20 protein-coding genes are annotated in these 25,797 nt (G+C 72.4%); 10 read left to right on the plus strand and 10 right to left on the minus strand.

Annotated features, from left to right (window positions below; all coding sequences use genetic code 11):
• Positions 1 to 1,051: 1,051 nt before the first annotated feature.
• Complete coding sequence (locus ACQEVU_RS09915; RefSeq protein WP_433322327.1) at positions 1,052 to 5,095, minus strand: discoidin domain-containing protein; 4,044 nt, start codon at positions 5,093 to 5,095, stop codon at positions 1,052 to 1,054.
• A 263-nt stretch (positions 5,096 to 5,358) separates the two neighbouring features.
• Between ACQEVU_RS09915 and ACQEVU_RS09920 the strand changes: the two genes are divergently transcribed.
• Both ACQEVU_RS09920 and ACQEVU_RS09925 read left to right on the plus strand, forming a co-directional pair.
• Positions 5,359 to 5,760, plus strand: a complete 402-nt coding sequence (locus ACQEVU_RS09920; RefSeq protein WP_433322329.1) for a hypothetical protein — start codon at positions 5,359 to 5,361, stop codon at positions 5,758 to 5,760.
• Positions 5,761 to 5,792: 32 nt separating this feature from the next.
• Entirely contained in the window at positions 5,793 to 6,257 is a 465-nt protein-coding gene (locus ACQEVU_RS09925; RefSeq protein ID WP_433322331.1) for an SRPBCC family protein, read from the plus strand.
• Here the strand turns inward: ACQEVU_RS09925 and ACQEVU_RS09930 are convergent.
• Positions 6,234 to 6,473 carry a TetR family transcriptional regulator C-terminal domain-containing protein gene (locus ACQEVU_RS09930; protein ID WP_433334878.1) on the minus strand — a complete coding sequence of 80 codons (240 nt, stop codon included), beginning with the start codon at positions 6,471 to 6,473 and terminating at the stop codon, positions 6,234 to 6,236. The two genes, ACQEVU_RS09925 and ACQEVU_RS09930, sit on opposite strands and share 24 nt — an antisense overlap.
• 15 nt (positions 6,474 to 6,488) lie before the next feature.
• A complete protein-coding gene (locus ACQEVU_RS09935) occupies positions 6,489 to 8,690 on the minus strand; it encodes a beta-glucosidase family protein (RefSeq protein WP_433322333.1) in 2,202 nt (733 codons plus the stop codon).
• Positions 8,691 to 8,905: 215 nt separating this feature from the next.
• Here ACQEVU_RS09935 and ACQEVU_RS09940 point away from each other — a divergent pair, with 215 nt between their 5' ends.
• The 5 genes from ACQEVU_RS09940 to ACQEVU_RS09960 are packed head-to-tail and all read left to right on the plus strand — an operon-like array spanning position 8,906 to position 16,535.
• Positions 8,906 to 10,591 carry a hypothetical protein gene (locus tag ACQEVU_RS09940; RefSeq protein WP_433322335.1) on the plus strand — a complete coding sequence of 562 codons (1,686 nt, stop codon included), beginning with the start codon at positions 8,906 to 8,908 and terminating at the stop codon, positions 10,589 to 10,591.
• Positions 10,588 to 11,517 (plus strand): ABC transporter permease, encoded by a 930-nt coding sequence (locus tag ACQEVU_RS09945; RefSeq protein ID WP_433322337.1) that lies wholly within the window; start codon positions 10,588 to 10,590, stop codon positions 11,515 to 11,517. Before ACQEVU_RS09940 ends, ACQEVU_RS09945 begins: the two co-directional genes overlap by 4 nt.
• Complete coding sequence (locus ACQEVU_RS09950) at positions 11,507 to 12,415, plus strand: carbohydrate ABC transporter permease (protein ID WP_433322339.1); 909 nt, start codon at positions 11,507 to 11,509, stop codon at positions 12,413 to 12,415. Before ACQEVU_RS09945 ends, ACQEVU_RS09950 begins: the two co-directional genes overlap by 11 nt.
• Before the next feature lie 5 nt (positions 12,416 to 12,420).
• On the plus strand, positions 12,421 to 14,265 hold the full coding sequence (locus tag ACQEVU_RS09955; RefSeq protein ID WP_433322341.1) for a beta-galactosidase: 1,845 nt from the start codon (positions 12,421 to 12,423) through the stop codon (positions 14,263 to 14,265).
• The gene (locus ACQEVU_RS09960; protein ID WP_433322343.1) at positions 14,262 to 16,535 is read left to right on the plus strand and encodes a glycoside hydrolase family 95 protein; all 2,274 of its coding nucleotides are present in this window, start codon (positions 14,262 to 14,264) and stop codon (positions 16,533 to 16,535) included. Before ACQEVU_RS09955 ends, ACQEVU_RS09960 begins: the two co-directional genes overlap by 4 nt.
• Here the strand turns inward: ACQEVU_RS09960 and ACQEVU_RS09965 are convergent.
• Positions 16,499 to 16,984, minus strand: a complete 486-nt coding sequence (locus tag ACQEVU_RS09965; protein WP_433322345.1) for a carboxymuconolactone decarboxylase family protein — start codon at positions 16,982 to 16,984, stop codon at positions 16,499 to 16,501. The genes ACQEVU_RS09960 and ACQEVU_RS09965 overlap by 37 nt on opposite strands.
• Before the next feature lie 94 nt (positions 16,985 to 17,078).
• Between ACQEVU_RS09965 and ACQEVU_RS09970 the strand changes: the two genes are divergently transcribed.
• The gene (locus tag ACQEVU_RS09970) at positions 17,079 to 18,671 is read left to right on the plus strand and encodes a mucoidy inhibitor MuiA family protein (protein ID WP_433322347.1); all 1,593 of its coding nucleotides are present in this window, start codon (positions 17,079 to 17,081) and stop codon (positions 18,669 to 18,671) included.
• A 476-nt stretch (positions 18,672 to 19,147) separates the two neighbouring features.
• On the opposite strand, the gene ACQEVU_RS09975 is transcribed toward ACQEVU_RS09970, so the two are convergent.
• From ACQEVU_RS09975 to ACQEVU_RS09985, 3 genes are all read right to left on the minus strand, one after another.
• The gene (locus ACQEVU_RS09975; protein WP_433322349.1) at positions 19,148 to 19,321 is read right to left on the minus strand and encodes a hypothetical protein; all 174 of its coding nucleotides are present in this window, start codon (positions 19,319 to 19,321) and stop codon (positions 19,148 to 19,150) included.
• A 316-nt stretch (positions 19,322 to 19,637) separates the two neighbouring features.
• A complete protein-coding gene (locus ACQEVU_RS09980) occupies positions 19,638 to 20,579 on the minus strand; it encodes an AraC family transcriptional regulator (RefSeq protein ID WP_433322351.1) in 942 nt (313 codons plus the stop codon).
• Positions 20,580 to 20,591: 12 nt separating this feature from the next.
• Positions 20,592 to 21,557: an AraC family transcriptional regulator gene (locus ACQEVU_RS09985; protein ID WP_433322353.1), complete on the minus strand. Its 966-nt coding sequence runs from the start codon at positions 21,555 to 21,557 to the stop codon at positions 20,592 to 20,594.
• A gap of 237 nt (positions 21,558 to 21,794) precedes the next feature.
• Between ACQEVU_RS09985 and ACQEVU_RS09990 the strand changes: the two genes are divergently transcribed.
• On the plus strand, positions 21,795 to 22,142 hold the full coding sequence (locus ACQEVU_RS09990; protein ID WP_433322355.1) for an STAS domain-containing protein: 348 nt from the start codon (positions 21,795 to 21,797) through the stop codon (positions 22,140 to 22,142).
• Between the two features lie 304 nt (positions 22,143 to 22,446).
• Here the strand turns inward: ACQEVU_RS09990 and ACQEVU_RS09995 are convergent, their stop codons facing one another.
• Positions 22,447 to 22,872, minus strand: a complete 426-nt coding sequence (locus ACQEVU_RS09995; protein WP_433334880.1) for a PPOX class F420-dependent oxidoreductase — start codon at positions 22,870 to 22,872, stop codon at positions 22,447 to 22,449.
• Between the two features lie 121 nt (positions 22,873 to 22,993).
• Positions 22,994 to 23,497, minus strand: coding sequence for a MarR family winged helix-turn-helix transcriptional regulator (locus tag ACQEVU_RS10000; protein ID WP_433322357.1), 504 nt, complete (start codon positions 23,495 to 23,497; stop codon positions 22,994 to 22,996).
• A 61-nt stretch (positions 23,498 to 23,558) separates the two neighbouring features.
• On the opposite strand from ACQEVU_RS10000, the gene ACQEVU_RS10005 reads away from it, so the two are divergent.
• Positions 23,559 to 24,785 carry an MFS transporter gene (locus ACQEVU_RS10005; protein ID WP_433322359.1) on the plus strand — a complete coding sequence of 409 codons (1,227 nt, stop codon included), beginning with the start codon at positions 23,559 to 23,561 and terminating at the stop codon, positions 24,783 to 24,785.
• On the opposite strand, the gene ACQEVU_RS10010 is transcribed toward ACQEVU_RS10005, so the two are convergent.
• On the minus strand, positions 24,782 to 25,789 hold the full coding sequence (locus ACQEVU_RS10010; RefSeq protein ID WP_433322361.1) for a LacI family DNA-binding transcriptional regulator: 1,008 nt from the start codon (positions 25,787 to 25,789) through the stop codon (positions 24,782 to 24,784). The genes ACQEVU_RS10005 and ACQEVU_RS10010 overlap by 4 nt on opposite strands.
• Between the last annotated feature and the right edge of the window lie 8 nt (positions 25,790 to 25,797).

A 25,797-nucleotide genomic window follows, 5' to 3' on the forward strand; every position in this document is an offset into this window, starting at 1 on the left:
GCAATCCCGGCGCCTATGTCCTCGCCCTGGTCACTTGTAAGTCTGTGCGGACTCACTTACAACGCCACGCCCGCGCGCCACCTCGGCGTGCTTGTGAGTGCGTGTGCACTGACTTACCACGGCCGCGGGCCGTTCTCCGGCTCGAAGCGCTCGTAGGCGCCGCCGGTCGGCCGCCGGCCAGCTCGGCGCGCTCGTAAGTTTGTGCGGACTGACTTACAACGCCCGCGCCCGCGCGTCGGCGCGGCGTGCTTGTGAGTGCGTGTGCACTGACTTACAACGGCCGTGGGCCGTTCGTGGCTGGAGGCGCTCGTAGGTGCCGGCGGTTCGCCGCCCGTCAGCTCGGCGCGCTCGTAAGTTTGTGCGGACTGACTTACAACGCCTGCGTCCGTGCGCCACCTCGGCGTGGTTGTGAGTGCGTGTGCACTGACTTACAACGGCCGCGGGCCGTTCTCCGGCTCGAAGCGCTCGTAGGCGCCGCCGCTCGGCCGCCTGCCAGCTCGGCGTGTTCGTAAGTTTGTGCGGACTGACTTACATCGGCCGCGGCCAGCTGGTCGCTTGGCGGTTCGGCGTGCTCGTGAGTTTGTGTGGACTGACTTACAGCGGGCGCGGCCGGCTGACTGCGTGGCTGCTCGGCGCGCTCGTGAGTTTGTGTGGACTGACTTACATCGGGCGCGGCCGGCTGACTGCGTGGCTGCTCGGCGCGCTCGTGAGTTTGTGTGGACTGACTTACAGCGGGCGCGGCCGGCTGACTGCGTGGCTGCTCGGCGCGCTCGTGAGTTTGTGTGGACTGACTTACATCGGGCGCAGCCGGCTGACTGCGTGGCCGCTCGGCGTGCTCGTAAGTTCGTGCGGACTGACTTACCAACTGGCGCGCGCGGCTGCCGGCCGGCTCGGCGTGGCCGTAAGTTTGTGTGGATTGACTTACAACCGGACCGGTGCCCGGCCCCTGGCGAGGCGGCATCGGAAGTCCGGACGCAAAGCCGGGACCGGCCTGACATGACGAACGGGGGTTCCGGCTGTGGCCGGAACCCCCGTCTCCGTGCGGTGCGTGCTAGTTCGGGGCTCCGTTGAAGACGAACTGCGAGCCCGGCTCCTTGACGACATTGCCCGTCGCGGAGTTGGTGATGGTCACGTTCGTCAGCGTCGCGCTGCCCCGGGCGCTGCCCATCGCCAAGATGCCCGCGCCGTTGTTGGACTTGTCGATGCGGACATTGGTGATCGCGACATTCGGGTAGGCCCCGCTGCCCGCCTTGAACTGGATGCCGTCATAGGTGGAGTCCATGACGTCGGTATCGCGGATGGTGACCCCGACGATGTCGCTCGACGGCGCGAACAGCGTGATCGCGCCGAACTTCTGCTGCTCGCCCCAGAACACCCCGCCGCAACGGTACAGCCCGTTGTTCGCGATCGTCGTGGTGCCCGAGAACGCGATCGGGGAGTGGTCGGTGGCCAGCATGATGCCGGGGTAGTTCATCGTGTCGGAGACCAGGTTGTTCTCGATGACGTTGCCGTACCCGCCGTAGATGGCGATGCCGTTGGCCCGCCACGGCAGCTGCACGGTGTTGTTGGTGAAGTGGTTGTCGTGGCCGATGTCGACCGACTGGTCCTTGACGTAGGTGCTCGACCAGACTGCCATCGAGTCGTCGCCGGTGGTGCGGAACGAGGAGTTGAACACCGTCGAGTTGCGGGAGCCGTTGGCGAAGTTGATGCCGTCGGCGTACGTGTCGCGGATGCGCATCCCCGAGAACTGCAGGCCGTCGGCGGGGTTCCAGTATGCGGGCGTGTCGCTGTAGTCGCGGCCGACCCAGGCGCCGACGTTGGTGTGCTCGATCCAGACGTTGGAGATCTTCGTGTTCTTGCCGAAGCGGCCGTTCAGGCCGTGGCCGCGGTTCTTGCGGTTGGTGGTGTCGCCGAAGATGGCGATGTCGGAGAGCTGGACGTTGTCGTCGATGTCGAAGCCGACGTTGCCCTCGTGCGGGTGGTTGATGTTGCCGACCACGTTCTGCGGCTCGGTGGTCGTGTACAGCTGGGAGTACCACATCCCGGCGCCCTTGATGACGGCGTTGCGGATGCCCTTCTGGTTGTACTGCCCGCGGGTCGGGTCCGGGGTCAGGATCTTCTGCTCCTGCCGCCACTGGCCCTGCGGGATCCACACGCAGGAGATGACGCCGTTCTGGTCGTCCATCACCGCCTGCTGGATCGCCGCCGTGTCGTCCTTGCCGTCGTCCGGGATCGCGCCGTACTGCGTGATCGACGTGCAGCCGGCCGGCTGGGACAGCGGCGGGGCCACCTGCTCCAGGTCGACCAGGTCGATGACGTAGAACGCCGCGTTGTCGCCGTTGTCGCGCTGCAGCTTGAACTTCGTGCCCGCCGGGTAGCTCTGCGAGAGCAGCGCGTGCGACTCGTCGAAGAGCCGGCGCGCGTCGCCGCCCGGGGTGTTGGACAGGGACTCGGTGTCGTCGCTGTTGCCGTACAACCAGCTGAAGTGCGAGGAGAGGGTCAGCTTCTGCACGAAGACGTTGTTGGCGTAGAGGCTGATCGTGTAGTCCTGGCCGCCGCCCGAGGCCGAGTCCGGCACCGAGTTGCGCACCACGATGGAGTTGGCCTGGTTGGTCGAGGTGAACTCGACGAACTGGCCGGCGCTGTCCAGGCGCACCGACTTGCGGCCCGAGGACTCGGTGCCGAAGTTCGTGTGCCCGAACGTGCGCAGCGGGTCGGCGGTGAGCAGCGTGCCCTGGTACGTGCCGTTCTCGGCCTCGTACTCGGTGTACGGCACCGCGGCGCCGCGACCGACCACAATGGACTGCGACAGGGAGTTGTTGGTCTCGTTGGTCTCCGCGACGACGTTGGTCGCGTCGGCGGTGGCGGTGATGGTGGCGCCGCCGGCGACCGCGGTCCACGTGCCGGGCACGGCGACGGTGACCGTCTGGCCGGCGTTGATCGTGCCGGTGTTGGCGTTCAGCGTGGTACCGCCGACGCTCACCCGCGTGACCGTGGTGGCGGTGACCGCGGTGGTACCCCGGTTGTTCACCTGCACCGTGAAGGACACCGCGGCGCCGGCGGCCGGGCTGGCCGGGTTGCTGGCCACCGCGAGCACCTGCAGGTCCGGGCCGGGCGCCTGGACCACGACGAGGTTCGTCGAGGCGACGAGCGTGTTGTTGTCGTTGTTCTGCTCGATGACCGAGTTGGCCGGGTCGACGGTCGCGCTCACCGGGTAGCTGCCGATGCCGCGCGTGCCGGCGTTGAAGGTGACAGTGGTGGACGCGCCGGGCTGCAGCGCCCCGACGGCGGTGCTGCCGGCGACCGCGCCGCCGAGGGCGAAGTTCACGGTCGTCGCGGGGGCCGCGGCGGTACCGCTGTTGCTCACCGTGGCGGACAGGGTGATCGGGGTCGACTCGTTCGGCGACGCCGGCGTCCAGGAGACCCCGGTGACCACGAGGTCGGGGTTGGGCGCCATCGTGCCGAACGCCAGCAGCTCGGCGACCTGGCCGCCGGGCGCGCCGGTGTTGGCGAAGAACTGCAGCTGCACGTCGGCGACCCGGCCGGTGAGCGGGATCGTCACCGTGTTCTGGTTGCCCGACGGGCTGAACGCGTAGTCGGCGCGGGCGACCAGCGTCGTGAAGCCGGTCGCGGACTGCTCGCGGCCGAGCACGGCGATGCTCTGCGTGCGCGGGCCCCAGGCGGTGTCCGGGTTGAGCTTGAGCCCGAGCGAGGTGAGGTCGGCGTTGGCGCCCAGGTGCAGCGTCAGCGTCGAGTTGAACCCGTTGGACTCCCAGTAGGTGGCCACGTTGCCGTCGTTGGCGTTGGCCGCCGCGAACGAGAAGACCGACGACGACGCCTCGATCGCCTTGCCGGGCGCCAGGTTGGTGCCGGGCGGCGGGTTCGTGGTGCCGGTGCGGGTCACGTGGTTGCTGTCGGCCGACTGGTTGCCGGCCGGGTCCTGGGCCCGCACCCAGTAGGTCACGGTGGACGAGACGGGCTGCGTGTCGGTGTACGTCAGCACGCTCCCGCCCACGGTGGCGCGGACGGTGCCGTTGGCGTACACGAGGTAGCTCGCGATGCCCTGGGCGGACGTCGACGCCGTCCAGGTGAGCTTGACCTGGCCCGGGGTGGTCTCGGTGTAGGCGAGGTTGCCGGGCGCGGTCGGCGGCTGCGGCGGGTCGACGGTGCTGCCGTACACCTCCAGCTCCGACACCTGCGCGGCGTTCTGCACGGTGTTGGCGGTGAAGTTCAGCCGGACGTACCGCGCCGCGGTCGTGCTGACATTGACCGTGACGGTGTTCGCGGCCGACGGGTTGAACGCGTACGACGCCGAGCTGAGGAAGTCGGTGAAGGTGCTGCCGTCGGTGCTGCCGCGCACGCTGAACGTCTGGTTGCGGGCGCCCCAGCCGGTCGGCAGCTTCACCACGACGCGGTTGACGCTGCGCACCGTGCCCAGGTCGACCTGGATCCACTGCGGGAACGCGCCGGCGTTGCTCTCCCAGTAGGTGCCCTGGTTGCCGTCGGTGACGTTGCCCGGCGCGAAGCCGCCGACGCTGCTGCTCGCCGTGGCCGGGCGGCCGGCGGCGAAGTTCTGCCCGTTGGTCGTGCCGCCGGCGCCGTAGATCTCCAGCTCCGACAGCTGCGCCGCGGGCCAGCCGGTGTTCGCGGTGACGTTGACCCGCACGTAGCGGGTCGTGACCGCGGTGAAGTTCACGGTCACCGTGTTGGCGGTGCCCGGGTCGAAGACGCGCCCGGTCGACGCCGACAGGTCGCTGAACGTGCTACCGTCGGTGCTGCCGCGGACGCTGAGCGTCTGTGTGCGGTTGCCCCAGCCGGTCGGCAGCTTGAGCACGACCTGGTCGACGCTCGTGGCGCTGCCGAGATCCACCTGGACCCATTGCGGGAACGCGTTGTTGGGGCTCTCCCAGTAACTGGCCTGGTTGCCGTCGTTGACGTTCGCGGCCACGTACTGGCCGTTGACGCCGCTGGCGGTGGCGGCCTTGCCGAGCGCGAGGTTGGGCCCACCGGCGGCGTGGGCGGGTGCGGACGAGGCGGCGGCGCCGGCGGCGGCCAGTACGACCGTCAGGGCTCCGGCGAGCAGCTTTGATCTCATGGGGGTGTCCTCTGCTCCGTTTCAGACGACAGCACGGAGCGCCCCTCGGCCCGGCGGCCGTGCCCACGGAAGTCGGGCACATCGGCGGTGGCACGCCCAGGCCCGGGCGCTGATGCTCTTACGACGAGCTCTAGTGCGGCGGGCGGTTGGCGGCGCGCCTGCCTCGAAGTTGCAAGACTCTGCTAACTTCTTGCGGACGGGGAAATCTAAGATTGCAGATATTCACCCATTTCGTCAACGCATTGATGTGCCGTCATGAAACCGTGACGGCCCACCCGGAGCCGTTGCATTGGCACGTCTCGTCGCGCGACCCCGACTTCACGGTGCGCGTCGCCCGGTTCGACGACCTCGTGCGCCTGCAGCGGGAGGCCGAGGAGATCGGCATGACGGCGCGGTGGAGCTCGCCGGCGGCCCTCGAGCGCCAGGTGGATCCGGCCACGACGGTGCTGCTGGCCCCGGTGTTGCGCAACGGCCGCTTCGAACCGGCGTCGTACCGCTGTCACATCTGGTTCGTGCCGCGCGCGAACCCCTATGCGCGGACGGTGTCACTGTTCGACGTGACGGCGTCGTCGCTGTCCGCGCTGCGCGAGGCCGCGACCCCCGGTCAGCTCCGGCTCGTCGCGCGCATGCTGCTGGACGGCATCGGCCTCGACCCGATTAGTTGACATCATCGCTCACAAGAGAGAGCATTGCTCTCATGAAGCTGGCCGTGTTGCATCGGGAGTACGCGCTCCAGGGGCGGATCGACGCCGCGGCGCCCGTGACGTCCGAGTCGAGCATCGTGATCGACGCCCCGCCGCAGCGCGTGTGGGCGGTCCTCGCCGACCTGCGTTCGTGGCCCGAGTGGTCGCCGAAGCGGCGCGTGCTGCGGCTGGGCGAGATGGCGCCGGGGGTCTCGTTCCGGTGGAAGCTCGGCGCCGTCGCCGTCAACTCGACGTTCGCCGTGGTCGAACCGGGGCGGGAGCTGACCTGGAGCGGGGTCGTCGCCGGGTACAAGGCCGTCGACCAGCAGGTGCTCGAGCCGCTGCCGGGCGGGCGCACCCGCGTGACGATGCGCGAGTCGCTCGACGGGCCGCTGGTCAGGGTGCTGTTCGGGGCCAAACGGCTGCGGGCCGGGCACGAGGAGTACCTGCGCGAGCTACAGCAGGCGGTCGGCGGCTGAGCGGGCGGCGCGGGCCGGCGCGCCGCCGGGGCGGATGGTCGCCGCGACCAGGACGCCGTCGGTCAGCGCCAGCAGCGCCTCGGCGGTCTCATCCGGGTCCGGGCCGCCGAGCCGGACCAGCTCGGCGTGCAGCAGGGCGTGGATGCGCTGCTTGAAGGCGCGCGCCCGGCGCCGTCCGGCGCGGCGAGTAGAAGCGGGGGCCCCGGCGCCGACCAGGACCCCCGCCCACCCCTACAGGAAGGTCATCGTGGCCGTCGACGGGCCGGCCGCGAACAGGTACTCGCCGGCCGGCGTGACGAACCGCGAGTCGGCCTCGGACCAGTAGGCGAGGGCCGCCGGCGGCACCTCGAAGCGGACCTCGCGGGACTCGCCGGGCGACAGCGGGATGCGCTCGAAGCCGGCCAGGCGGCGCCGGGGAGCCGGGACCGGCCAGCAGCGCGGGGTCACGTACAGCTGCACCACCTCGTCGCCCGCGCGGTCGCCGGTGTTGGTCACCGTGACCGAGGCCGTCAGGCCGTCCAGCGACAGGGGGCCGTAGGAGAAGGTGGTGTACGACAGTCCGTGGCCGAACGGGTAGAGCACCTCGCCGGGATCGCGGTGGTACTGGTACGTCCAGCCCGAGCCGATGATGTCGTAGTCGGTGGGGTCCGGCAGCTCGGCGCCGGCGCGGTACCAGGTCTGCGGCAGGCGGCCGGCCGGGTTGGCGTGGCCGAGCAGCGCGCCGGCCACCGCCGTTCCCAGTTCCTGGCCGGCGTGGGACGTCCACAGGATCGCCGGGACGTGGGCGTCGGCCCAGTCGATCGCGTACGGGTAGCTCGACACCAGCACGAGTACCGTATCCGGGTTGGCCTGCACGACCGCGCGCAGCAGCGCCTCCTGCCGGTCGGGCAGGGACAGGCCGTCGCGGTCGACCGTCTCGCGGCCGTTGATGTGCGGGTCGTTGCCGAGCACCAGCACGACGCGGTCGGCGGCGCGGGCCGCGGCGACGGCCTCCTCGATGCCGCCGGACACCACGCGCCACTCCAGCGGCGGTACACCGGCCGCGTACTGGCGCAGCGCGTTGTTGTACAGGCGGATCCGGCCGTCCGGGGCCGGGTGCAGCTCCCACAGCTCGCGGACCTCCCAGCCGTCCGGGGCCGGCGCCGTCGCGGTGGCGTTGCCGTCGTCGTCGGCGGTGAGGTAGAGGCCGGTGTCCACATTGCGCAGTGTGTGGACGGGGACGGGGCACTGCACGCTGGTGCCCCAGTCCTGGTGCGCGAACAGGGATCCGAGGCCCAGGTCGACCCGGTCCAGCCCGTCCACCGTGGTCACGCCGCCCAGGGCCCCGGCCACGGTGACCGCGTAGGGCAGGGTGCCGCTGTACCAGTCGCGCAGGACCCGGTCGCCCAGGTGGCCGATCACCGCGACGTTCGCGGAGCCGCTCAGCGGCAGGGCGCCGGGCGAGTTCTTCAGCAGCACGATGCCGGCCGCCGCGGCGCGGGCCGCGAGCCGGGCGTGCGCGGCGCAGGCGATGACCTCGCGCGGCGTGCCGGCATACGGGTCGGACGAGGGGTCGAGCTCGCCGGTGCGGGCCCGCATCGCGAGCAGGCGGCCGGCGGCGGCGTCCACATCGGACTCGGTGATGAGGCCGCGCGCCAGGGCCGCGGTCAGGCCGTCGATCGTGGGCTCCGGGTCGGTGCCGTTGTCGGTGAAGCTGTCCACGCCGGCGCGCAGGGCGGCGGCGTGCGACTCGGCCGCCGAGGGGAACTGGCGCAGCAGGTTGGAAGGGGCGTACGCGTCGGAGCACACCACCATGTCCGGGGCGGCCTCGCGCAGCAGCGCCAGCAGCGGGTGGACGTGGTTCGGCACGCCGTTGACGAGGTTGTACGCCGGCATGACCCCGGCCGCCACGCCCGCGCGCAGCGGCTCGAGGAAGACCGGCAGCTCGTACTCGTGCAGCACCCGCGCCGGCACCCGCATGTCGACCAGGTCGCGTTCGGTCTCGACGTTGTAGGCGAGGAAGTGCTTGAGCACGGGTGCGGTGCGCCAGACCGACGGGTGGTCGCCGCGCAGGCCCGCGCAGTAGGCGATCGCGAGCTGGGCGGTGGCGTAGGGGTCCTCGCTGTACCCCTCCTCGTTGCGGCCCCAGCGCGGGTCCCGCAGCGGGTTGACCACGGGCGCCCACACGTTGCGGGAGGCCCCGTAGGCGCGCACCTCGGTCGCCGCGGCCGCGCCCACCTCCCGCAGCAGCGAGCGGTCCCAGGTCGCGCCGAGCCCGACGGCCTGCGGGAAGACGGTGGCCGGGCCGAGCCAGGCGGCGCCGTGCAGCGCCTCGCAGCCGGTGTGGAACGCGGCGAGGCCGAGGCGGGGCACGGCCGGCTGCGCCTGGTGCAGCAGCGCGATCTTCTCCGCCGTCGTGAGCCGGGCGAGCAGCTCGGCGACACGGTCCGTCACGGGCGTGACCTCCTGAATGGTTTCGAAGCGCTTCGATAATCGGGGACCGCCAGGGTCCTGTCAAGCCGTGCAACTTTCACGGAAATCGGCGCGTTTGCCCAGCGTGGACGGCGGGGTCCCGGGACTGCTTGTGGGGCGTTCATCGATGTCCTACGGTCTGTGCCTCGAAGCGCTTCGACAACGTTGCGCTACCTCCACTCGAGGGTGAGAACCAGATGGGAACCAGTCCCGGGCTGAGCCGCCGCGGCCTGCTCGCCTCCGTCGCGGTCGTCGCCGCCGCGCCGCTGCTGGATGCCTGCGGCAGCCCCAAGCCGCGCAACGAGGGCACCACCAGCGACACCGACCTGACCCGGGCGCTGCCCGCGTACGTGCCGAGCAGCGTGGTCAAGCCCGACATCCCGGTCGTCGCCGGGGCCAACGGCGCCTCGACCGACCCGGCCTTCCTGTCCTATCCGGCCAACCCGCCGCGCACGGTCACCGGCACCGTCGGCTCCGGCGGCTCCTACGCCACGATGACGCCGCTGTGGGGCGCCATCCCGCCGTCCAGCGGCAACGCGTACTACGACGCCGTCAACAAGGCGCTCGGCACCACCCTGAAGCTGCAGCCCGCCGACGGCAACACCTACGCCGACCTGCTGCCGCCGCTGTTCGCCGCCGACAAGCTGCCCGACTGGATCGACATCCCCAGCTGGACGACCACCAAGCTCAACTTCGGCGAGGCGGTGGCCACGAAGTTCGCGGACCTCACGCCGTACCTGGCCGGCGACAAGGTCAAGCAGTACCCCAACCTGGCCGCGCTCTCCACGAACGCCTGGGTGTCGGGGGTGTGGAACGGCAAGCTCTACGGCCTGCCGATCTACTCCTCCAACGCGGTCATCGCCGGCGCGTACTTCTACCGCAAGGACATCTTCGACAAGGCCGGCGTCTCGCCCGAGGTCAAGTCGATCGACGACCTGGAGGCGATCGGCAAGGCGCTCACCAACGCCGCCGCCGGGCAGTGGGCGTTCGACGACCTGTTCGGCAACGACGCGGGCTACATCTGCCAGGTGTTCGACTTCCCGAGCACCGGCTACCCGTGGACGCTCGACCCGGCCGGCAAGCTGCAGCACCGCTACGAGACCGACGGCATCGTCGAGGCCCTCAACTGGCACGCGAAGCTCGTCAAGGCCGGCTACCTGCACCCCGACGCCGTCGCCAACAACAGCAAGAACGCCAAGCAGCGCTTCTGGAGCGGCAAGGTCGCGGTGTGCGCCGACGGCACCGGCGCGTGGAACGGCGACGACTTCAAGTCCGGGACGGCGGCGAACCCGCAGTACAACCGCCAGGCCTTCAAGCTTTTCGGTGCGAAGCCCGGGGACGCGAAGATCCAGATCGGCAACGGCGCGGCCATGTTCAGCTATCTCAACAAGAAGCTGAGCGAGGCCCAGATCAAGGAGCTGCTCTCGGTCGCCAACTACCTGGCCGCGCCCTACGGCTCGGCGGAGTGGCTGACCGTCAACTTCGGCGTCACCGGCACCCACTTCACCATGACCGAAGGCAACCCGCTGCTGACCGAGCAGGGCAGCAAGGAGATCGCCACCACGTTCCAGTTCCTGGCCTGCCCGGCCTCGGCCACCACCGTGCAGTCCGGCGCCACCCAGGTCGTCAAGGACTACGCGGCCTGGCAGGCCGAGGCGGTCAAGCACATGGTGAAGCCGCTGTTCTACGGCATGAACGTCACCGAGCCGCAGCAGTTCTCCTCGCTGAGCCAGCCGATGATGGACACCATCACCGACGTGAAGCTCGGCCGCAAGCCGATCTCGGCGTGGACCGACGCGGTCGCCAACTGGCGCCGGCAGGGCGGCGACGACCTGCGCAAGTTCTACGACGGCATCCGCGAGAAGTACGGCACCGGCAAGTGAGTGGCACCGGGCGCCGGTGGCGGGTGCGGCTGCAGCGGGACCGCTCGCTGCTGCTCATGACGCTGCCGGCGGTCGTGCTCCTCGGCGTGTTCGCCTACGCGCCGATGTTCGGGCTCGTCACCGCGTTCCAGAGCTACGACATCTACTCCGGGTTCTGGTACAGCCCGCTGGTCGGGCTCGACAACTTCGAGCGGCTCCTGCAGGACTCGCTGTTCTGGCAGGCCCTGCGGAACACCCTGGTGATCAGCGCCGTGCAGCTGGTGTTGTACTTCCCGGTGCCGATCGCCCTGGCCCTGCTGCTCAACGAGGTGGTCAACGCCCGCGTGCGCTCGTTCGTGCAGAGCGTGGTCTACCTGCCGCACTTCTTCTCGTGGGTCCTCGTCGTCACCGTGTTCCAGGAGATGCTCGGCGGCGCCGGCGCGCTCAACACGCTGCTGCGCCGCCAGGGCCTGGGCACCTGGGACGTGATGACCGACCCGGACACGTTCCGGTACCTCGTCACCGCCCAGGCCGTGTGGAAGGAGGCGGGCTGGGGCATCATCGTCTTCCTCGCGGCCATCGTGGCCATCGACCAGAACCTGTACGAGGCGGCGGCCGCCGACGGGGCCGGGCGGTGGCGGCGGCTGTGGCACGTCACGCTGCCCGGCATGCGCGGCGTCATCGTGCTCATGCTCGTGCTGCGCCTGGGCAACGCGCTCACCGTCGGCTTCGAGCAGATGCTGGTGCAGCGCGACGCCGTCGGCCGCGACGCGTCCGAGGTGCTCGACACGTTCTCGTACTACTACGGCGTGGTCAACAACAACTTCAGTTACGGCGCCGCCGCCGGGCTGTTCAAGGGCGTCCTGTCACTGCTGCTGGTGCTGGGCGCGAACAAGCTGGCGCACGCCTTCGGCGAGGACGGGTTGTACCGCAGACATGACCGCTGACAGAAGGCCCGCCTGGGAAGAGCCGGCCGGGCCGGTGGGCAAGGCCGCCAAGGGCGTCACGCTGTTCGTCGTGGTCGCCGTCGTCATCGTGCCGCTGTACTCCATCGTGCTCACGAGCTTCTCCACCCAGGCCGCCATCAACCGGGCCGGCGGGATGGTCACGGTGCCCGGCGAGCTGACCGTCGAGGCCTACCGGCAGATCTTCACCAACCAGCTAATCACCCACTCGCTGCTGGTGAGCCTCGCGATCACCGCCGTCGGCACGCTGCTGTCGATGGTGGTGAGCGTGCTGTGCGCCTACGGGCTGTCGCGCCCGGGAACGTTCGCCCACCGAACGATTCTGATGTTCCTCGTCGTCACCATGTTCTTCAGCGGCGGGCTCATCCCGTCGTTCCTCATCGTCACCGCGCTCGGCGGGTACGGGCGCTACTGGACGATGGTCCTGCCGGCGGCGGTCAGCGTGTTCAACATCCTTGTGCTGCGGGGCTTCTTCGCCGGCACGGCGACGGAGCTGCTCGACGCCGCGCGGATCGACGGGGCGGGGGAGTGGCGCATCCTGTGGTCGGTGGTCATGCCGACCTCGCGCGCCGTGCTGGCCGTGATCACGCTGTTCTACGCCGTGGGGTACTGGAACTCGTTCTTCAACGCGCTGCTGTACCTGCCCGACAACGGGCAATGGCCGCTGCAGATGGTGCTGTACACGTACACGCTGCAGGGCTCGCAGATGCCCGGGACCGGCACCACCGGCACCGGGCAGTACGCCGGCCACCAGGTGATCGCCCAGCTGTCGCTGCAGATGGCCGTCGTGACGCTGACGTTGATCCCGATCCTCGTGGCCTACCCCTTCGTGCAGCGGCACTTCACCAAGGGCATGCTGCTCGGCGCGATCAAGGGCTGAGGGCGGTGGCACTGGGCTTCGGGGGCGACTACAACCCCGAGCAGTGGGAGCCGGACGTCTGGGCCGAGGACGTGCGGCTCATGGGCGAGGCCGGGGTCAACCTCGTGACCGTCGGCGTGTTCGCGTGGGCGGCGCTGCAGCCCGAGCCCGGGCGGTACACCTTCGGCTGGCTCGACGACGTCCTCGGCCTGCTGCACGGCGCCGGCATCGGGGTGGCGCTGGCCACCCCGACCGCGTCGCCGCCGCCGTGGCTCGGCCACCGCCACCCCGACACCCTGCCGCAGGGCCCGGACGGGGTGCGGCGCCTCTACGGCTCCCGCAACCAGTACTGCCCGTGCGCGCCGGCCTACCGCCGGGCCGCCCTCGCCGTCACCGAGGCGCTCGCCGACCGCTACGCCCACCATCCGGCCCTGCGGCTGTGGCACATCGGCAACGAGTACGGCACCGCCTGCCACTGCGAGCACTGCGCCCGGCGCTTCCGCGGCTGGCTCGCCCGCCGCTACGGCGACCTCGACGGCCTCAACGCCGCCTGGGGCACGGCGGTGTGGTCGCAGCGCTACGGCGACTGGGCGGAGGTGCTGCCGCCGCGGCGGGTGCAGTACGTCATCAACCCGCTGCAGGACCTCGACTACCAGCGGTTCGTGTCCGACGCGCTGCTGGAGTGCTTCGCCGCCGAGCGCGACGCGGTGCGCGCCCGCAACCCGGCGGTGCCCGTCACCACCAACTTCATGGACTTCTACCGCCACACCGACGGCTGGCGGTGGGCCGCGGAGGAGGACGTCGTCTCGCTGGACACCTATCCGGACCCGAACGACCCCGGCGCCGCCCTGCGCGGTGCGATGTCGAAGGACGTCGTGCGTTCGCTCGGCGGCGGCCGCCCGTGGCTGCTCATGGAGCAGTCGCCGGGCGCGGCCAGCTGGCGGCCGGTCGCCACCCCGAAGCGGCCCGGCCTCAACCGGCTGTGGTCGCTGCAGGCCGTCGCCCGCGGCGCCGACGCGGTCCTGCACTTCCAGTGGCGGGCGTCGCGGCAGGGCGCCGAGCGGGCGCACGGCGCGATGGTCCCCCACGCCGGGCCCGGCTCCCGGGTGTTCCGCGAGATCTGCGAGCTCGGCCGCGAGCTGGCCGAGCTGTCCGGCGTCGAGGGGACGACGGTCGCCGCCGACGTCGCCATCGTCCTGGACTGGGACGCCTGGCGGGCCGTCGAGCTCGACCACCAGCCGCACGAGGGCTTCCGGTACGTCGACCGGCTCACCGACTACTACGCCCCGCTGTGGCGGGCCAACATCACGTGCGACTTCGCGCCGGCCGCGGGCGCGCTCGGGCGCTACCGCCTCGTCCTGGTGCCGAACCTGTACCAGGTCGCGCCGGACGCCGCCGCCAACCTCGCCGCCTACGTCGCCGGCGGCGGCACCCTCGTCATGGGCCCGTTCAGCGGCGTCGCCGACCCCGCCGAGCGCATCTACACCGGCGGCTGGCCCGGCCCGCTGCGGGAGGTGTTCGGGGTGCGGGTCGAGGAGCACTGGCCGGTGCTCACCCCGCTCGACGTCGCCTCCGCCGCGCTCGGCGACTTCACCGCCTCGATGTGGGGCGAATGGGCCGAGGCTAGCGGCGCCGACGTCGTCGCGGCCTATCGCGGCGGCCCGCTGGACGGCCGCCCCGCGATCCTTCGCCATCGGTACGGGGGCGGCACCGCCTGGTACGTCACCACCCTCCCCGAGCCCGACGCCCTCGCGCGGCTGCTCGCCCGGGTCTGCGCCGACGCCGGCGTCGAGCCCGTCGTGGCCGGCCTGCCGCCGGGCGTCGAGGCGGTCCGCCGCGGCGACCGGGTGTTCCTGCTGGACCACCGATGAGGTACCGCATCGAGCTCGACACCCCGGCCGCGGACTTCCACGACGGCTTCCCTCTGGGCAACGGCGCCCTCGGCGCCATGCTGCACGGTTCGATCGGGACCGAACGGCTGGACCTGAACGCCGACACCCTCTGGTCGGGCGGCCCCCTCGCCCCGCCCTGCGGCCCGCCGCCTTCCCGGCTGCTGCCCGAGCTGCGCCGCGCGATCGCCGCCGGTGAGCACCTGCGGGCCGAATCGCTGGCCCGTGGCCTGCAGGGCTCGGCCTACACGCAGTCCTACCAGCCGATCGGCCGGCTCTCGTGGCGCTATGCGCTGCCGGGTCACGGCTACCGGCGTCACCTGGACCTCGCCGCGGCCGAGGCGGTCGTCGAATACGTCACCGGCGCCGGCCCCGTCCGCCTCACCGCGTTCGTGTCCGCCCCCGACAACGTACTGGTGCTGATGACGGACGGCGGGTTCGACGGCAACCTGCCCCATCTGCACTCGCCGCACCCGGGCGTGGCCATGCGCTCCCTCGGCGGCGGCCGGGTCGTGTGGACCGGCCGGGCGCCCGCCCACGTGCTGCCCAACTACGTCGACGCCGAGCCGGCCGTGGTGTACGCCGCCGACCTTCCCGACGACGACGGCACCGTCGCCGCCGGGATGGGGTTCGCGGTCGCCGCCGCCCTCGCTCCCGGCGGGCTCCTCGTCGCCGTCGCCACCGGCTTCCGCGGCCACGACCGCCGCCCGGTCGCGGACCCTGACGCGCTGGCCGCCGAGGCGCTGGCCCGCGTCGACCGGCTCGCCGGCCAGCCGCTGTCACGGCTGCGCGAACGCCACGCGGCCGACCACCGGAGCCTGTTCGACCGCGCCGACCTGCGGCTGCACGGCGCCCGGCCCGGCGCGGAGCTGCTGTTCCACTTCGGGCGGTACCTGCTCATCGCCTCCTCCCGCCCCGGCACCCAGCCGGCCAACCTGCAGGGCATCTGGAACGCCGACGTGCGCCCCGGCTGGAGCAGCAACTGGACCACGAACATCAACACCCAGATGAACTACTGGGCGGCCGAGACCACCGGCCTGCCCGAACTGCACGGCCCGCTGCTCGACCTGGTCGCCCAGCTGGCCGCGGCGGGCGAGGCGACCGCGGCGTTCCACTACGGCGCCCGCGGCGCCGCCGCGCACCACAACAGCGACCTGTGGCGCTTCACCGCCCCCGTCCCCGGCGACCCGCAGTGGGCGAACTGGCCCTCCGCCCTGCTGTGGCTGGCCGCGCACGCCTGGGACCACCACGACTTCGGCGCCGCACCCGATCTCGCGCGCTGCGTCCTGCGGGCCGCCGCCCGCTTCACCCTGGACATGCTCGTCTTCGACCGGGCCGGGGAGCTGGTCTTCAGCCCTTCGACCTCTCCGGAGCATCATTTCCTCGTCGGTACCGCGGGACACGCCGCCACCTCATGGGGCGCCGCGCTCGACCAGGAGCTCGCCCGGGAGGTCCTGACGCGGTACACGGCCCTGGCGCCCGGCGACGACCTCGCCGCCGACGCGGCCACGGCCCTCGCGGTGCTGCGCCCGGTGCCGGTCGGCGCCGACGGGGCGCTGCTGGAGTGGTACGACGACCGCCCTCCCCGCGAGCCCGGCCACCGCCACCTCTCGCACCTCTACGGGCTGTACCCCGGCACCCGCATCACCGAGACCGGCACCCCCGCCCACTTCGCCGCCGCCGCCCGCGCGCTGCAGGCCCGGCTCGCCCACGGCTCCGGCCACACCGGCTGGAGCCGCGCCTGGATCCTGTGCCTGGCCGCCCGCCTGCGCGACCCGGAGCTGGCCGCCCGCTGCGTCGACGCGCTGCTGGACGAGCTGTGCTCACCGTCGCTGCTCACCCTGCACCCCGACGCCGCCCGCCCCACCGGCTGGATCTTCCAGATCGACGGCAACCTCGGGGTCGTCGCCGGCATCACCGAGCTGCTCGTGCAGAGCCACGACGGCACCGTGAGCCTGCTCGAGACGCTCCCGCCCGGCTGGGACGGCGGGGCCGTCCGCGGCATCCGCTGCCGCGGCGGCCACACCGTCGCGCTCACCTGGGCCGCCCGCCGCCTCGTCTCGGCTCAGGTCGTCGCGGGCGCGGACGGCCCCCTCACGGTCGAGCTACCGTCGCCCGGCGCCGTTCGCGGCACCGGTTTCGTCGCCGCCGGCGGCGCGCCGCCGGGCCGGTGGCGCCTGCGGTGGGCGGCGCGGGCCGGCGCCGAGTACCTGATTCAGCCGGTCAGCCCGGAGAACATCCCGACCTCGTAGCCGCCGCCCGGCTGGCGCAGCACCACGCCGAGGCGGTTGGCCGCGTTGACCAGGCTGACCAGGCACACGAGCGCGACCGCCGCCTCCTCGTCGTAGTGCTTGCCCACCTGCTCCCAGGTCTCGTCGGACACGCCGTGGTGGGCGTCGGCGAGCCGGGTGCCCTCCTCGGCCAGCGCCAGGGCGGCCCGCTCGGCGTCGCTGAACACGGCCGACTCCCGCCAGACCGCGACCTGGTGGAGGCGGACCGCGGACTCACCGGCCGCGGCGCCCTCCTTGGTGTGCAGGTCGACGCACCAGGCGCAGCCGTTGATCTGGCTGCAGCGCAGGCTGACGAGCTCCTGCAGCCCCTTCGGCAGGCTCGACTGCTCCAGGACGGTGCTGATGTTGGCCAACCGCTTGCCGATCTTGAGGCCGATTTCGCTCGTCATGAGGTTGATGCGCGGTTCCATGGCGTTTCCTTCCATCTCGGTTGCCATCCAGATGCCGCCCACCCGCTTTCTGTGACAGCCTTTTTTGTCGTACTCGACTGCTACGGTGCTGATCGTGGACAAGCCGCTCGACGCTCCGATCGTTGCCGTCACCGTTTATCCCGCCCAGGCCCGCGTGACCCGGCGCGTCCGGACGACGCTCGAGGCCGGGGACCGCACCGTCGAGGTCGGCCCCCTGCCGATGAACCTCGACGACGACTCGATCCGCGTCAGCGGCCGCGGCCCGGCCACGGTCCTCGGCGTCGACCTCGCCCTGCGCCGCCAGGCCACACCGTCCGACACCACCCTGATCGGGGTGCGCGAGGAGCGCCGCACGCTCGAGGAGGAGACCGCCGAGCTCGACGACCGCGAGACCGTCCTGCGCCAGCGCCAGGCGTTCCTCACCGACCTCGGCGAGCGCGCCAGCGGCGCCTACGCCCGGGCGGTCGCCACCGGCGCGACGAGCGCCGCCTCGGTCGCCGAGTTCACCTCCACGATGGGCGACGAGCTCACCGAGGTCCTCGCCGGCCTGCGCACCCTGCAGCGGCGCCGCATCGAGGTCGCCGAGCAGATCGCGGCCCTGGACCGCCGCCTCGGCGACCTGGCCGGCAAGCGCGAGCCCGACCTGCGCTACGCCGTCGTCGCCCTGTCCGTCTCCGCCCCCGGCGACGTCGAGCTGGACGTCTCCTACCAGGTCCCCAACGCCGGCTGGCGCTCCACCTACGACGTGCGCCTCGTCGGCGAGCAGCTGCAGGTGACCTGGTTCGGCCTCGTCGAGCAGCGCACCGGCGAGGACTGGCCCGAGTGCGAGCTGGCGCTGTCGACCGCCCGCACGTCGGGCGTGGCCACGATCCCCGAGCTCCAGCCGTGGTATCTCGACCTGTTCGTCCCGCTGCCCCCGCCGATGCCCCAGCCCATGGCAGCCTTCGGCACGGCCCCCGGCGGCCCGCCGCGGCCGATGGCCCGCTCGGCCCCGGCCCCCGCCGCGGCGGCCGCGATGCTCGACGTGGCGGCCCCCGTCCAGCACGCCGAGGCCCAGGTCGAGGAGGGCGCGGTCGCCGCGACCTACCGCCCAGCCCGCCCCGTCGCCGTCCCCGCCGACGGCACCACGGCCCGCGCCACGATCGCCGTGTTCGACCTCGCCGCCCGCCTCGACCACGTCACCGCCCCCGCCCGCTCCACCGACGTCCACGTGCGCGCCGTCGTCGTGAACAGCTCGCAGCACACCCTCCCGCCCGGCCCGGCCGCGGTCTTCCACGAGGCCGACTTCGTCAGCAAGACGGAGCTGTCGACGTGGGCACCGGGCGAGGAGCTGGAGCTGGCCCTGGGCCTCGACGACCGCGTCCGCGTCGAGCGCGAGCTCACCCGCCGCACCGCCACCAAGGCCACGCTCGGCTCGGCCCGCCGCCGCGAGGTCGAATACCGCACCACGATCGGCAACTACACCGGCCGCCCGGTCCGCATCACCGTGCTCGACCAGATGCCGGTGAGCCGCCACGACGGCATCGCCGTGCGCGAGACGGCCGTGGAGCCACCCCCGGCCGAGCGCACCGAGATGGGCGTGCTGACGTGGCGCTTCACCCTCCCGGAGGGCCAGTCGCAGGTGTTCCGCCTGGGCTACCGCGTGGAGACCGCGAAGGGCATCGAGATGACGGGCTGGCGCGAGTAGCCCCGCCGGTCCGCCCCGCCGGTCCGCGACGCCGGTCCGCGACGCCGGTCCGCGACGCCGCCCGTCCCCGGCGCGCCGGCCACCACCGCCGCCACCGCGTGGGCGCTCCCGGCTCGCCCGGCAGCGTCGTCGACCATGCGTGGGCCCGCCCGGCGCCCCGGTGCGCCGGGCACTGTCGTCGGCAATGTGTGGGCCTACCGGTCGCCCGGTGCGCCGGGCAGTGTCGTCGGCAATGTGTGGGCCTACCGGTCGCCCGGTGCGCCGCGCACTGTCGCCGGCCATGAGTGGGCCACTGGTCGTCCGTGCGGCCGGCACTGCCCTCGGCCACGCCCTGCTGGCCGCCGCACACCCGCCGCCCGGTGTCGGGGCGAACGCCCGCCCGCTCGGCGCCGCAGCCCTCGGCATGCCCGGCGCGCTGCATCGCCCCTGCGACCCGCCTCGCGCCAGTCGCTGGTCTTGACGCGAGCAGTCGGCGCTCAGCGCAGCGACGCCCGGCGGGCGGCCGTATGCGGGGCGGGGCCGCGGTCCGCCTCGCGCGCGGCACTGCCCTCGGCCACGCCCTGCTGGCCGCCGCACACCCGCCGCCCGGTGTCGGGGCGAACGCCCGCCCGCTCGGCGCCGCAGCCCTCGGCATGCCCGGCGCGCTGCATCGCCCCTGCGACCAGCCTCGCGCCAGTCGCTGGTCTTGACGCGAGCAGTCGGCGCTCAGCGCAGCGACGCCCGGCGGGCGGCCGATGCGGGGCGGGGGCCGCGGTCCGCCTCGTGCGCGGCGGGTGGCGCTGAGCCGAACGGTCGGCCGTTCGACGCCGCGGGTGTCGACACGTCAGGCGCGCAACCATGGCCGCGCCGCCGCTCGATGGCCCGCCTCGCGCTCGTCCAGCCCGCCTTGATGCGAAAAGTCGGGCGCTCCGCGCCCGACTTTTCGGATTTTTCGCCTGGCACCAGATAAATACGGTTTGCTCGGGTTCACTGGCGCAGGGTGGCGGACGGGGGGAGGCCGAAAGCGGCGCGGTAGTGCGCGGTGAAGCGACTGTGGTTGACGAAGCCCCAGCGGGCCGCGACCGCGCCGACCGTCGTGTGGCTCGGGTCGGCGGCCAGCAGCTCGCGGTGGGCGTGCTCGAGGCGGACCCGGCGCAGGTACGCGGTCGGCGTCGTTGCCAGGTGCCGGTGGAAGGCCAGCTGCAGCGTGCGGATGGTGACGTGCGCGGCGGCCGCGATGTCGGCGGCGCTGATGTCGCGGTGGGCGTTGGCGTCGATGTACCCGACCGCGCGCCGCAGCGCCGCCGGGTGCGCGTCGTGGCGGTCCTCGATCGTGGGCTCGTGCAGCGCGTTGTTGGGGAAGGTGACCAGGGCCGCCGCGATGAGCATCCGCGCGGCGTTGGCGGCCAGCAGCGGTTCCTCGGCGGCGGCGGTGTTGACGACGGTGTCGCGCACGTACGCGTACGTGTCGATGAAAAACCGCGCCGCCCGCGCCGAAACCGGGGTGTAGCCCGTGAATCGCATCGGGCGGGGCGCCCGTCCCGGTGCGGTGCCGGCGATGCGGGTCAGCAGCGCGGGGTCGATGATGCAGCCCTCGCCCTCGCCGCCGTCGATGCGGGTGTGGAACGGCTCGCCCGGCGGGGCCACGATGAACAGGTCCCCGGCGCGGTTGTCGGTGCGGTGCCGGCGGGCGCTGACGGTGTACCGCCCGCGAAGCACGTGCCCGATCGCCACCATCGGCAAGGGCTCGGTGTCGACCTCGAGCGACATCGTGAACGCGTCGTGGTGCAGATCGATCGGCCCGAGCGGATGGCGGGCGAGCCGGACGTGGTGCCCGGTGCCGGTGACGGTGAGGCGCAGCTGGCCGTACATGCTGACGAGGGCCTGATGCGCGGCCTCGATGTCGGTGGTCTCGAAGAGCGTGGTCACGGCGCCGCCGCCTTACCCGCGCAGCGTGCGGCTGGGCGGGGTGCCGTAGACGCTGCGGTACTCCGCGGCGAAGCGGCTCGGGTTGGCGAACCCCCACCGCCGCGCGACCGAGCGCACGGTGACGCCGGTGTGCGGGTCGGCCGCCTGCAGCTCGCGGTGCACGCGTTCGAGGCGCATGCCGCGGAGGTACCCCAGCGGGCTCGTCCCCAGATGCCGGCGGAACGCGCTCTGCAGCCCGCGGGCGCCGACCCCGGCCGCGGCGGCGATCTCGGCGACGGTGAGGGGCCGGTCCGGGTTCGCGTCCATGAACGCAACGGCCCGTTGCAGCGCGGCCGGCGCGACCCGCCCGCCGTCCGGCGTGCGGGCGGCGGTCATGGTGGTGTTGGGAAACACCCGCAGCAGCGCGGACGCGGCGAGCTGCTCCAGCTGGGCGGCCAGCAGCGGGGGCGCCTGGGAGGCGCCGGGCTCGGTGAGCTGGCGGGCCAGGTAGGCGGCGGTCCCGGCCCAGTACCGCCGCATGGGTTCGTCGACGGGCCGCGGCGAGACGAACCGCAGCTCGGCGGCGGGCACCCCGCTCGTGGCCTCGGCGAGCTGCGCGACCACCGTCACCGGAACGCTGATCATGTTGAGGGTCGTGCCGCCGTACTCCCCGGAGTAGGCCGCCCCGACCGGAAAGATCCACCCGTCGCCGCTGGTCAGCCGCGTCTCCCGCGCGCCCTCGCGGAACGCCGACCGCCCGGCCAGCACGACCCCGGCGAGGATGAAGTCGAGCGGCTCGTTGGCCGCGGCGTATCCGACGCCGTCGAGCCGGAGGCGTACCCCGCCGAGGCCCCCGGCCGCGCCGCTGCGCACATGCAGGTCAACCTCGGCCGGGTCGGCGAACGCGACCCGCGCTTCGTGTGCCGCGATCCCGTTGAGCACCTCGACCACGGCGTCGCGGTCGCGCGTGCGTAAGTCGATCTCTTCGGACGCTGACAAGGCCACGACCTCCCGACATCGACGGGATGGTACACAGAACGAACTCTATACCCGGCGAGTCGCTTCGCTCAGCGGATAACATCGTTCGGATCGCTCGCTTTGGGACGTAGTCAGCCGCCCGCGCCGGCGGCCAATCTGGTGCCGTCATATCGCGACCACGAAGTGGGGCGCCAGATGATGCCAGCCGAAGCGCGCAGCGGGTGGATCACGGTTCGCCCGGTCGTACCAGGGGATTTGGTGCTGCGCCTGATCGCCGCCGGCCGCCTCGACCGCGTGAACCGCGCCCGCCTGCTGGACGCGCTGCGCGCCGCAATCGCGGCCGCGGAGGCCGCCGGCCGCACGGCGATCGAGCTGGACGTGGAGCAGGTGACGCTGGCCGACGTCGGCCTGGTACGCACATTGCTGGCCGCCCGCCGGTTCGCCGTCGCCAACGGCCGCTCCTTCCGCCTGCTCCACCCGGTGGGCCGCCTCGCGATGGTCCTGGACGTGACAGGCACCCGCCAGATGCTTTGCGACTCTTCGCCTATGTCACGAAAAATCGGGACAAATCACGCGATGAGCGGTGCGTTTGAGGCCCCCGGCTGATCGTGCCGGCGCAGGGCGTCACGGCCGTTCGCCGCGTCGGGCCCGCACCGTCGCCACCGGCCGGCAGCGCATGCGGCGGCCGACGGCGCATGCGGCGGATGCGCCAGTCAACGGCGGATGCGGCGCGCGGCGGCGGATGCGGGGCGCGGCGGCGGATGTGGGGCATGGCGGCGGATGTGGGGCGCGGCGGCGGATGTGGGGCGCGGCGGCGGATGTGGGGCGCGGCGGCGGATGTGGGGCGGCGTTCACGGGCAACGCGCGCCGAGCGGCAGTGCGGTGTCGTGGCGCCCGGCGGCCGCGCCCCCTAGAGGGCCGTGGCCACCACCCAGGGCCCGACGCCGCCGATGTGCTCCACCGAGTACCGCACGATGAAGCCCGGCCCGCGCGGCGCCGGAAACTCGGTCTCCGGCCCGACGTAGACCTTCGTGAGATCGTTGAGCAGGTCCCAGGCGCGGTCGCTGGGCTCGATCGTCGCGTGGGTGCGCAGCGACGCGTACTCGTTCATGAGCACGCCCGGCGTCCGCGGCGCGTCGAACGAGAGCACCACCCGCGGGTCGCGCTCGATGTTGCGGAGCTTCTTGTGGTACGCCAAGTGGCCGCTCACGAGGTCGTCGCCGTCCAAGCCGGTCCACACCACCGTGACGTGGGGGCTGCCGTCCGGGTTCACGGTGCTCACGTGGGTCATCGGGCCCGAGGCGATCAAGTCACGCAACGACTGCGGGAGAACCATACGCACGCGCGCATCCTAGCGACGGACCGGGTGAGCGCGGGCCGCTTCCGGTCTTGCCCCTCCTAGGCTAGCCGACCCCGAAAAATCCGCACGTGCAGCAATGCGGGGAGCGAGCGAGACGTCACTCCTGGTGCTCGATGGTCGTCGTGAGCTTCTTCAGCAGGCGGTTGAAGGTCGCCAGCTCGCGCTCGGACAGGCTGTTGAGCAGGTCGACCTCGGCGCGGCCGCGCAGTGCCATCGCCCGGCGCCAGATCGCCACGCCGGCCGTCGTGGCCTCGATGTTCACGCTCCGGCGGTCCGTCGCGCTCGGCGTCCGCTTGATGTAACCGGCCTTCTCCAGCGCGTCGAGGCGGCCGGTCATCCCGGCCGGCGACACGTCCAGGTCCTCGGCCAGGGCGCGCGGCGACGCGTGTCCGGGGGTGTCACGGATCATCAGCATGTGCAGCGTCTGGTACTCGAACAGCTGCAACCCCACCTCGATGGCCGCCGCCTCGGTGGTGTCGCGGAAATAGCGCGCGATCTTCGACAGGCGCACGGTCGCGGCCTCGATCCGGTCGTCGAACGGGATCTCGATCCAATGGTCCCGCCAGCGGGCGACGTGGCGATCGGCGAAGTCCTCGGGCACGCCGTGAAGCCTACCACTAGTTCGTTGACAAAAAGTTCGTCAGCGAAATAGTTTGGCCACCATGACCGCTGTGCTCGAACGGCCGCTCGTCGTGAGCTCGCCCTGGCGTTCCAACGGCTTCCGGTGGCTGCTCACCGGGCGCACCCTCAACGCGCTCGGCTCGGCGATCACGCCCGTGGCGATGGCGCTGGCGGTGCTGCACCTTGGCGGCTCGGCCACCGAGCTCGGGCTGGTCGTGGCGGCCTACGCGCTGGTCGACGTCGTCACGACGCTCTTCGCCGGCGTGCTCGGCGACCGGTTCTCCCGCACGCTGCTCATGCGCGGGGCCGCCGCGCTCGCCTGCATCTGCCAGGCCGTCGTGGCCGTCAGCCTGACGACGGGCGTCGCCACCGTACCGATGCTGGCCGCGCTCAGCGCCGTCAACGGTGCGCTCGTGGCGATCGCCGGGCCGAGCTCGCGCGCCGTGGTGCCGCAGACCGTGTCCGTGGAGGCCCTTCCGGCCGCGGTTTCGGTACTGCGACTGTCGCAGAACGCCGCCATGGTCGTGGGCTTCAGCCTCGGCGGCGTGCTGGTCGCGCTGTTCGGGCCGGGCTGGGCGATCGGCGTCGACGCCCTGACGTTCGCGGTCGCGGCGGTCTGCTTCACCGCGATGCGGGTCGACCGGCAGCAGGAACCGGCGGAACAGCAATCGATGCTGCGCGATATGGGCGCCGGGGCGCGCGAAGTGTTCCGGCACACGTGGCTGTGGCTGCTCATCGCGCAGGCGCTGATCTACCACCTGATGTACGGCGGAATCCAGGGCGTCCTGGGCCCGGTCCGCGTGACGCGGCTCTTCGGCGGGGCGGCCTGGGGCCTGGCCCTCGCCGCGCTCATGGCCGGGTTCATCGCCGGCGGCATCGTGAGCCTGCGCTACCGGCCGCGCCGCATGCTGCTGGCCGGCACCGCATTCCTCGCCCTGACCGCGTGCTTCCCCCTCGCCATGGCGCTGCCCGTGCCGCTGCCGGTCATCCTCGCCGGCGCGTTCGTGCACGGGTTCGGGCTCGAGGTGTTCAGCGTCAACTGGGACCTGGCGATCCAGCAGAACATCGCGCCCGACAAGCTGGCCCGGGTGTTCGCCTTCGACCAGGTCGGGTCGTTCGTGATGCGGCCGCTCGGGCTGGCGCTCACCGGGCCGGTCGCCGCGCTCACCGGCGAGCGCACCTGGCTCGCCGTCACCGCCGCCGTCATGTTCGTCTCGGCCGTCATGGCACTGCTTCCGGCATCGGTACGAACCCTGCGGCGACGCTAGACGGCGAGCTCCCCGGAGCCTCGCACCACCAGGCGAGTCGGCACGACGACGCGCTCGATCGGGCGGTCCGGCTGCGCCAGGCGGGCCTGGAACAGCTCGAACGCCGTGCGGCCGATCTCCTCGTCGCCCTGCGCGACCACGGTCAGGCCGGGGCGCAGCAGGTCGGCGACCGGGAAGTCGTCGAATCCGACCAGCGCGACCGCGCCGAAGTCCGCGCCCAGCGCCCGGATCGCGGCCACCGTCGTCGACGCGTTGCCGGTGATGACCGCCGTGACCGGGTCGGGGCCGTGGCGCACCGACGCCAGGGCGGCGGCGATGCGGGCCTGGTCGACCGGGCCGGGATGCACCAGGCCGTCGTGCGCGGCGCCGGCCGCCGCCGCGCACGTGCGGAACGCCATCGCGCGCACGTGGCCGGTGTAGATGCGCTCGTCGTCGCCGATGTACGCGATGCGGCGGTGGCCCTGGCGGTAGAGGTGCTCGAACGCCTGGGCGATCCCGCCGGGGTTGTCGGTGAGCACGGTGTCGACGTCCACGCCGGTCGCGGGGCGGTCGAAGGCGACGACGGGCAGGCCCGAGTCGATCTCGGCCTGGAGGTACCCGTGATTCTCCGCGATCGGCTCGATGATGATGCCGTCCATGCGCCGGCCCGACATCGAGCGCACGGCGTCGCGCTCCAGCCGCTCATCGTCCTCTGTGGACATCGCCACGACCATCAGCCCGGCGGCGCGCGCGGTGGCCTCGATGGCGCTGAGCACCGGGTGGGCCTCCGAGATGTTGCGCACGGCGGCGCCGATGGTGCCCGTCCGGCCGCTGCGCAGCTGCCGGGCCCGCTCGTCGACCTTGAAGTCCAGCTCGTCGATGGCGGCCCGGATCCGCTCGGCGAACTGCGGGCCGACGGTGTCGTCGCCGTTGACGTAGCGCGACACCGTGCGCAGCGCGACGCCGGCCTCGCGCGCCACGTCGGCCATCGTGGGGCGGCGCTGCCGTGCTCGGACCTGGTTCACGCTGGCTC

This window comes from Dactylosporangium sp. CA-139066 (genome assembly GCF_050936175.1).
In the GTDB taxonomy this organism is placed as follows: Bacteria; Actinomycetota; Actinomycetes; order Mycobacteriales; family Micromonosporaceae; genus Dactylosporangium.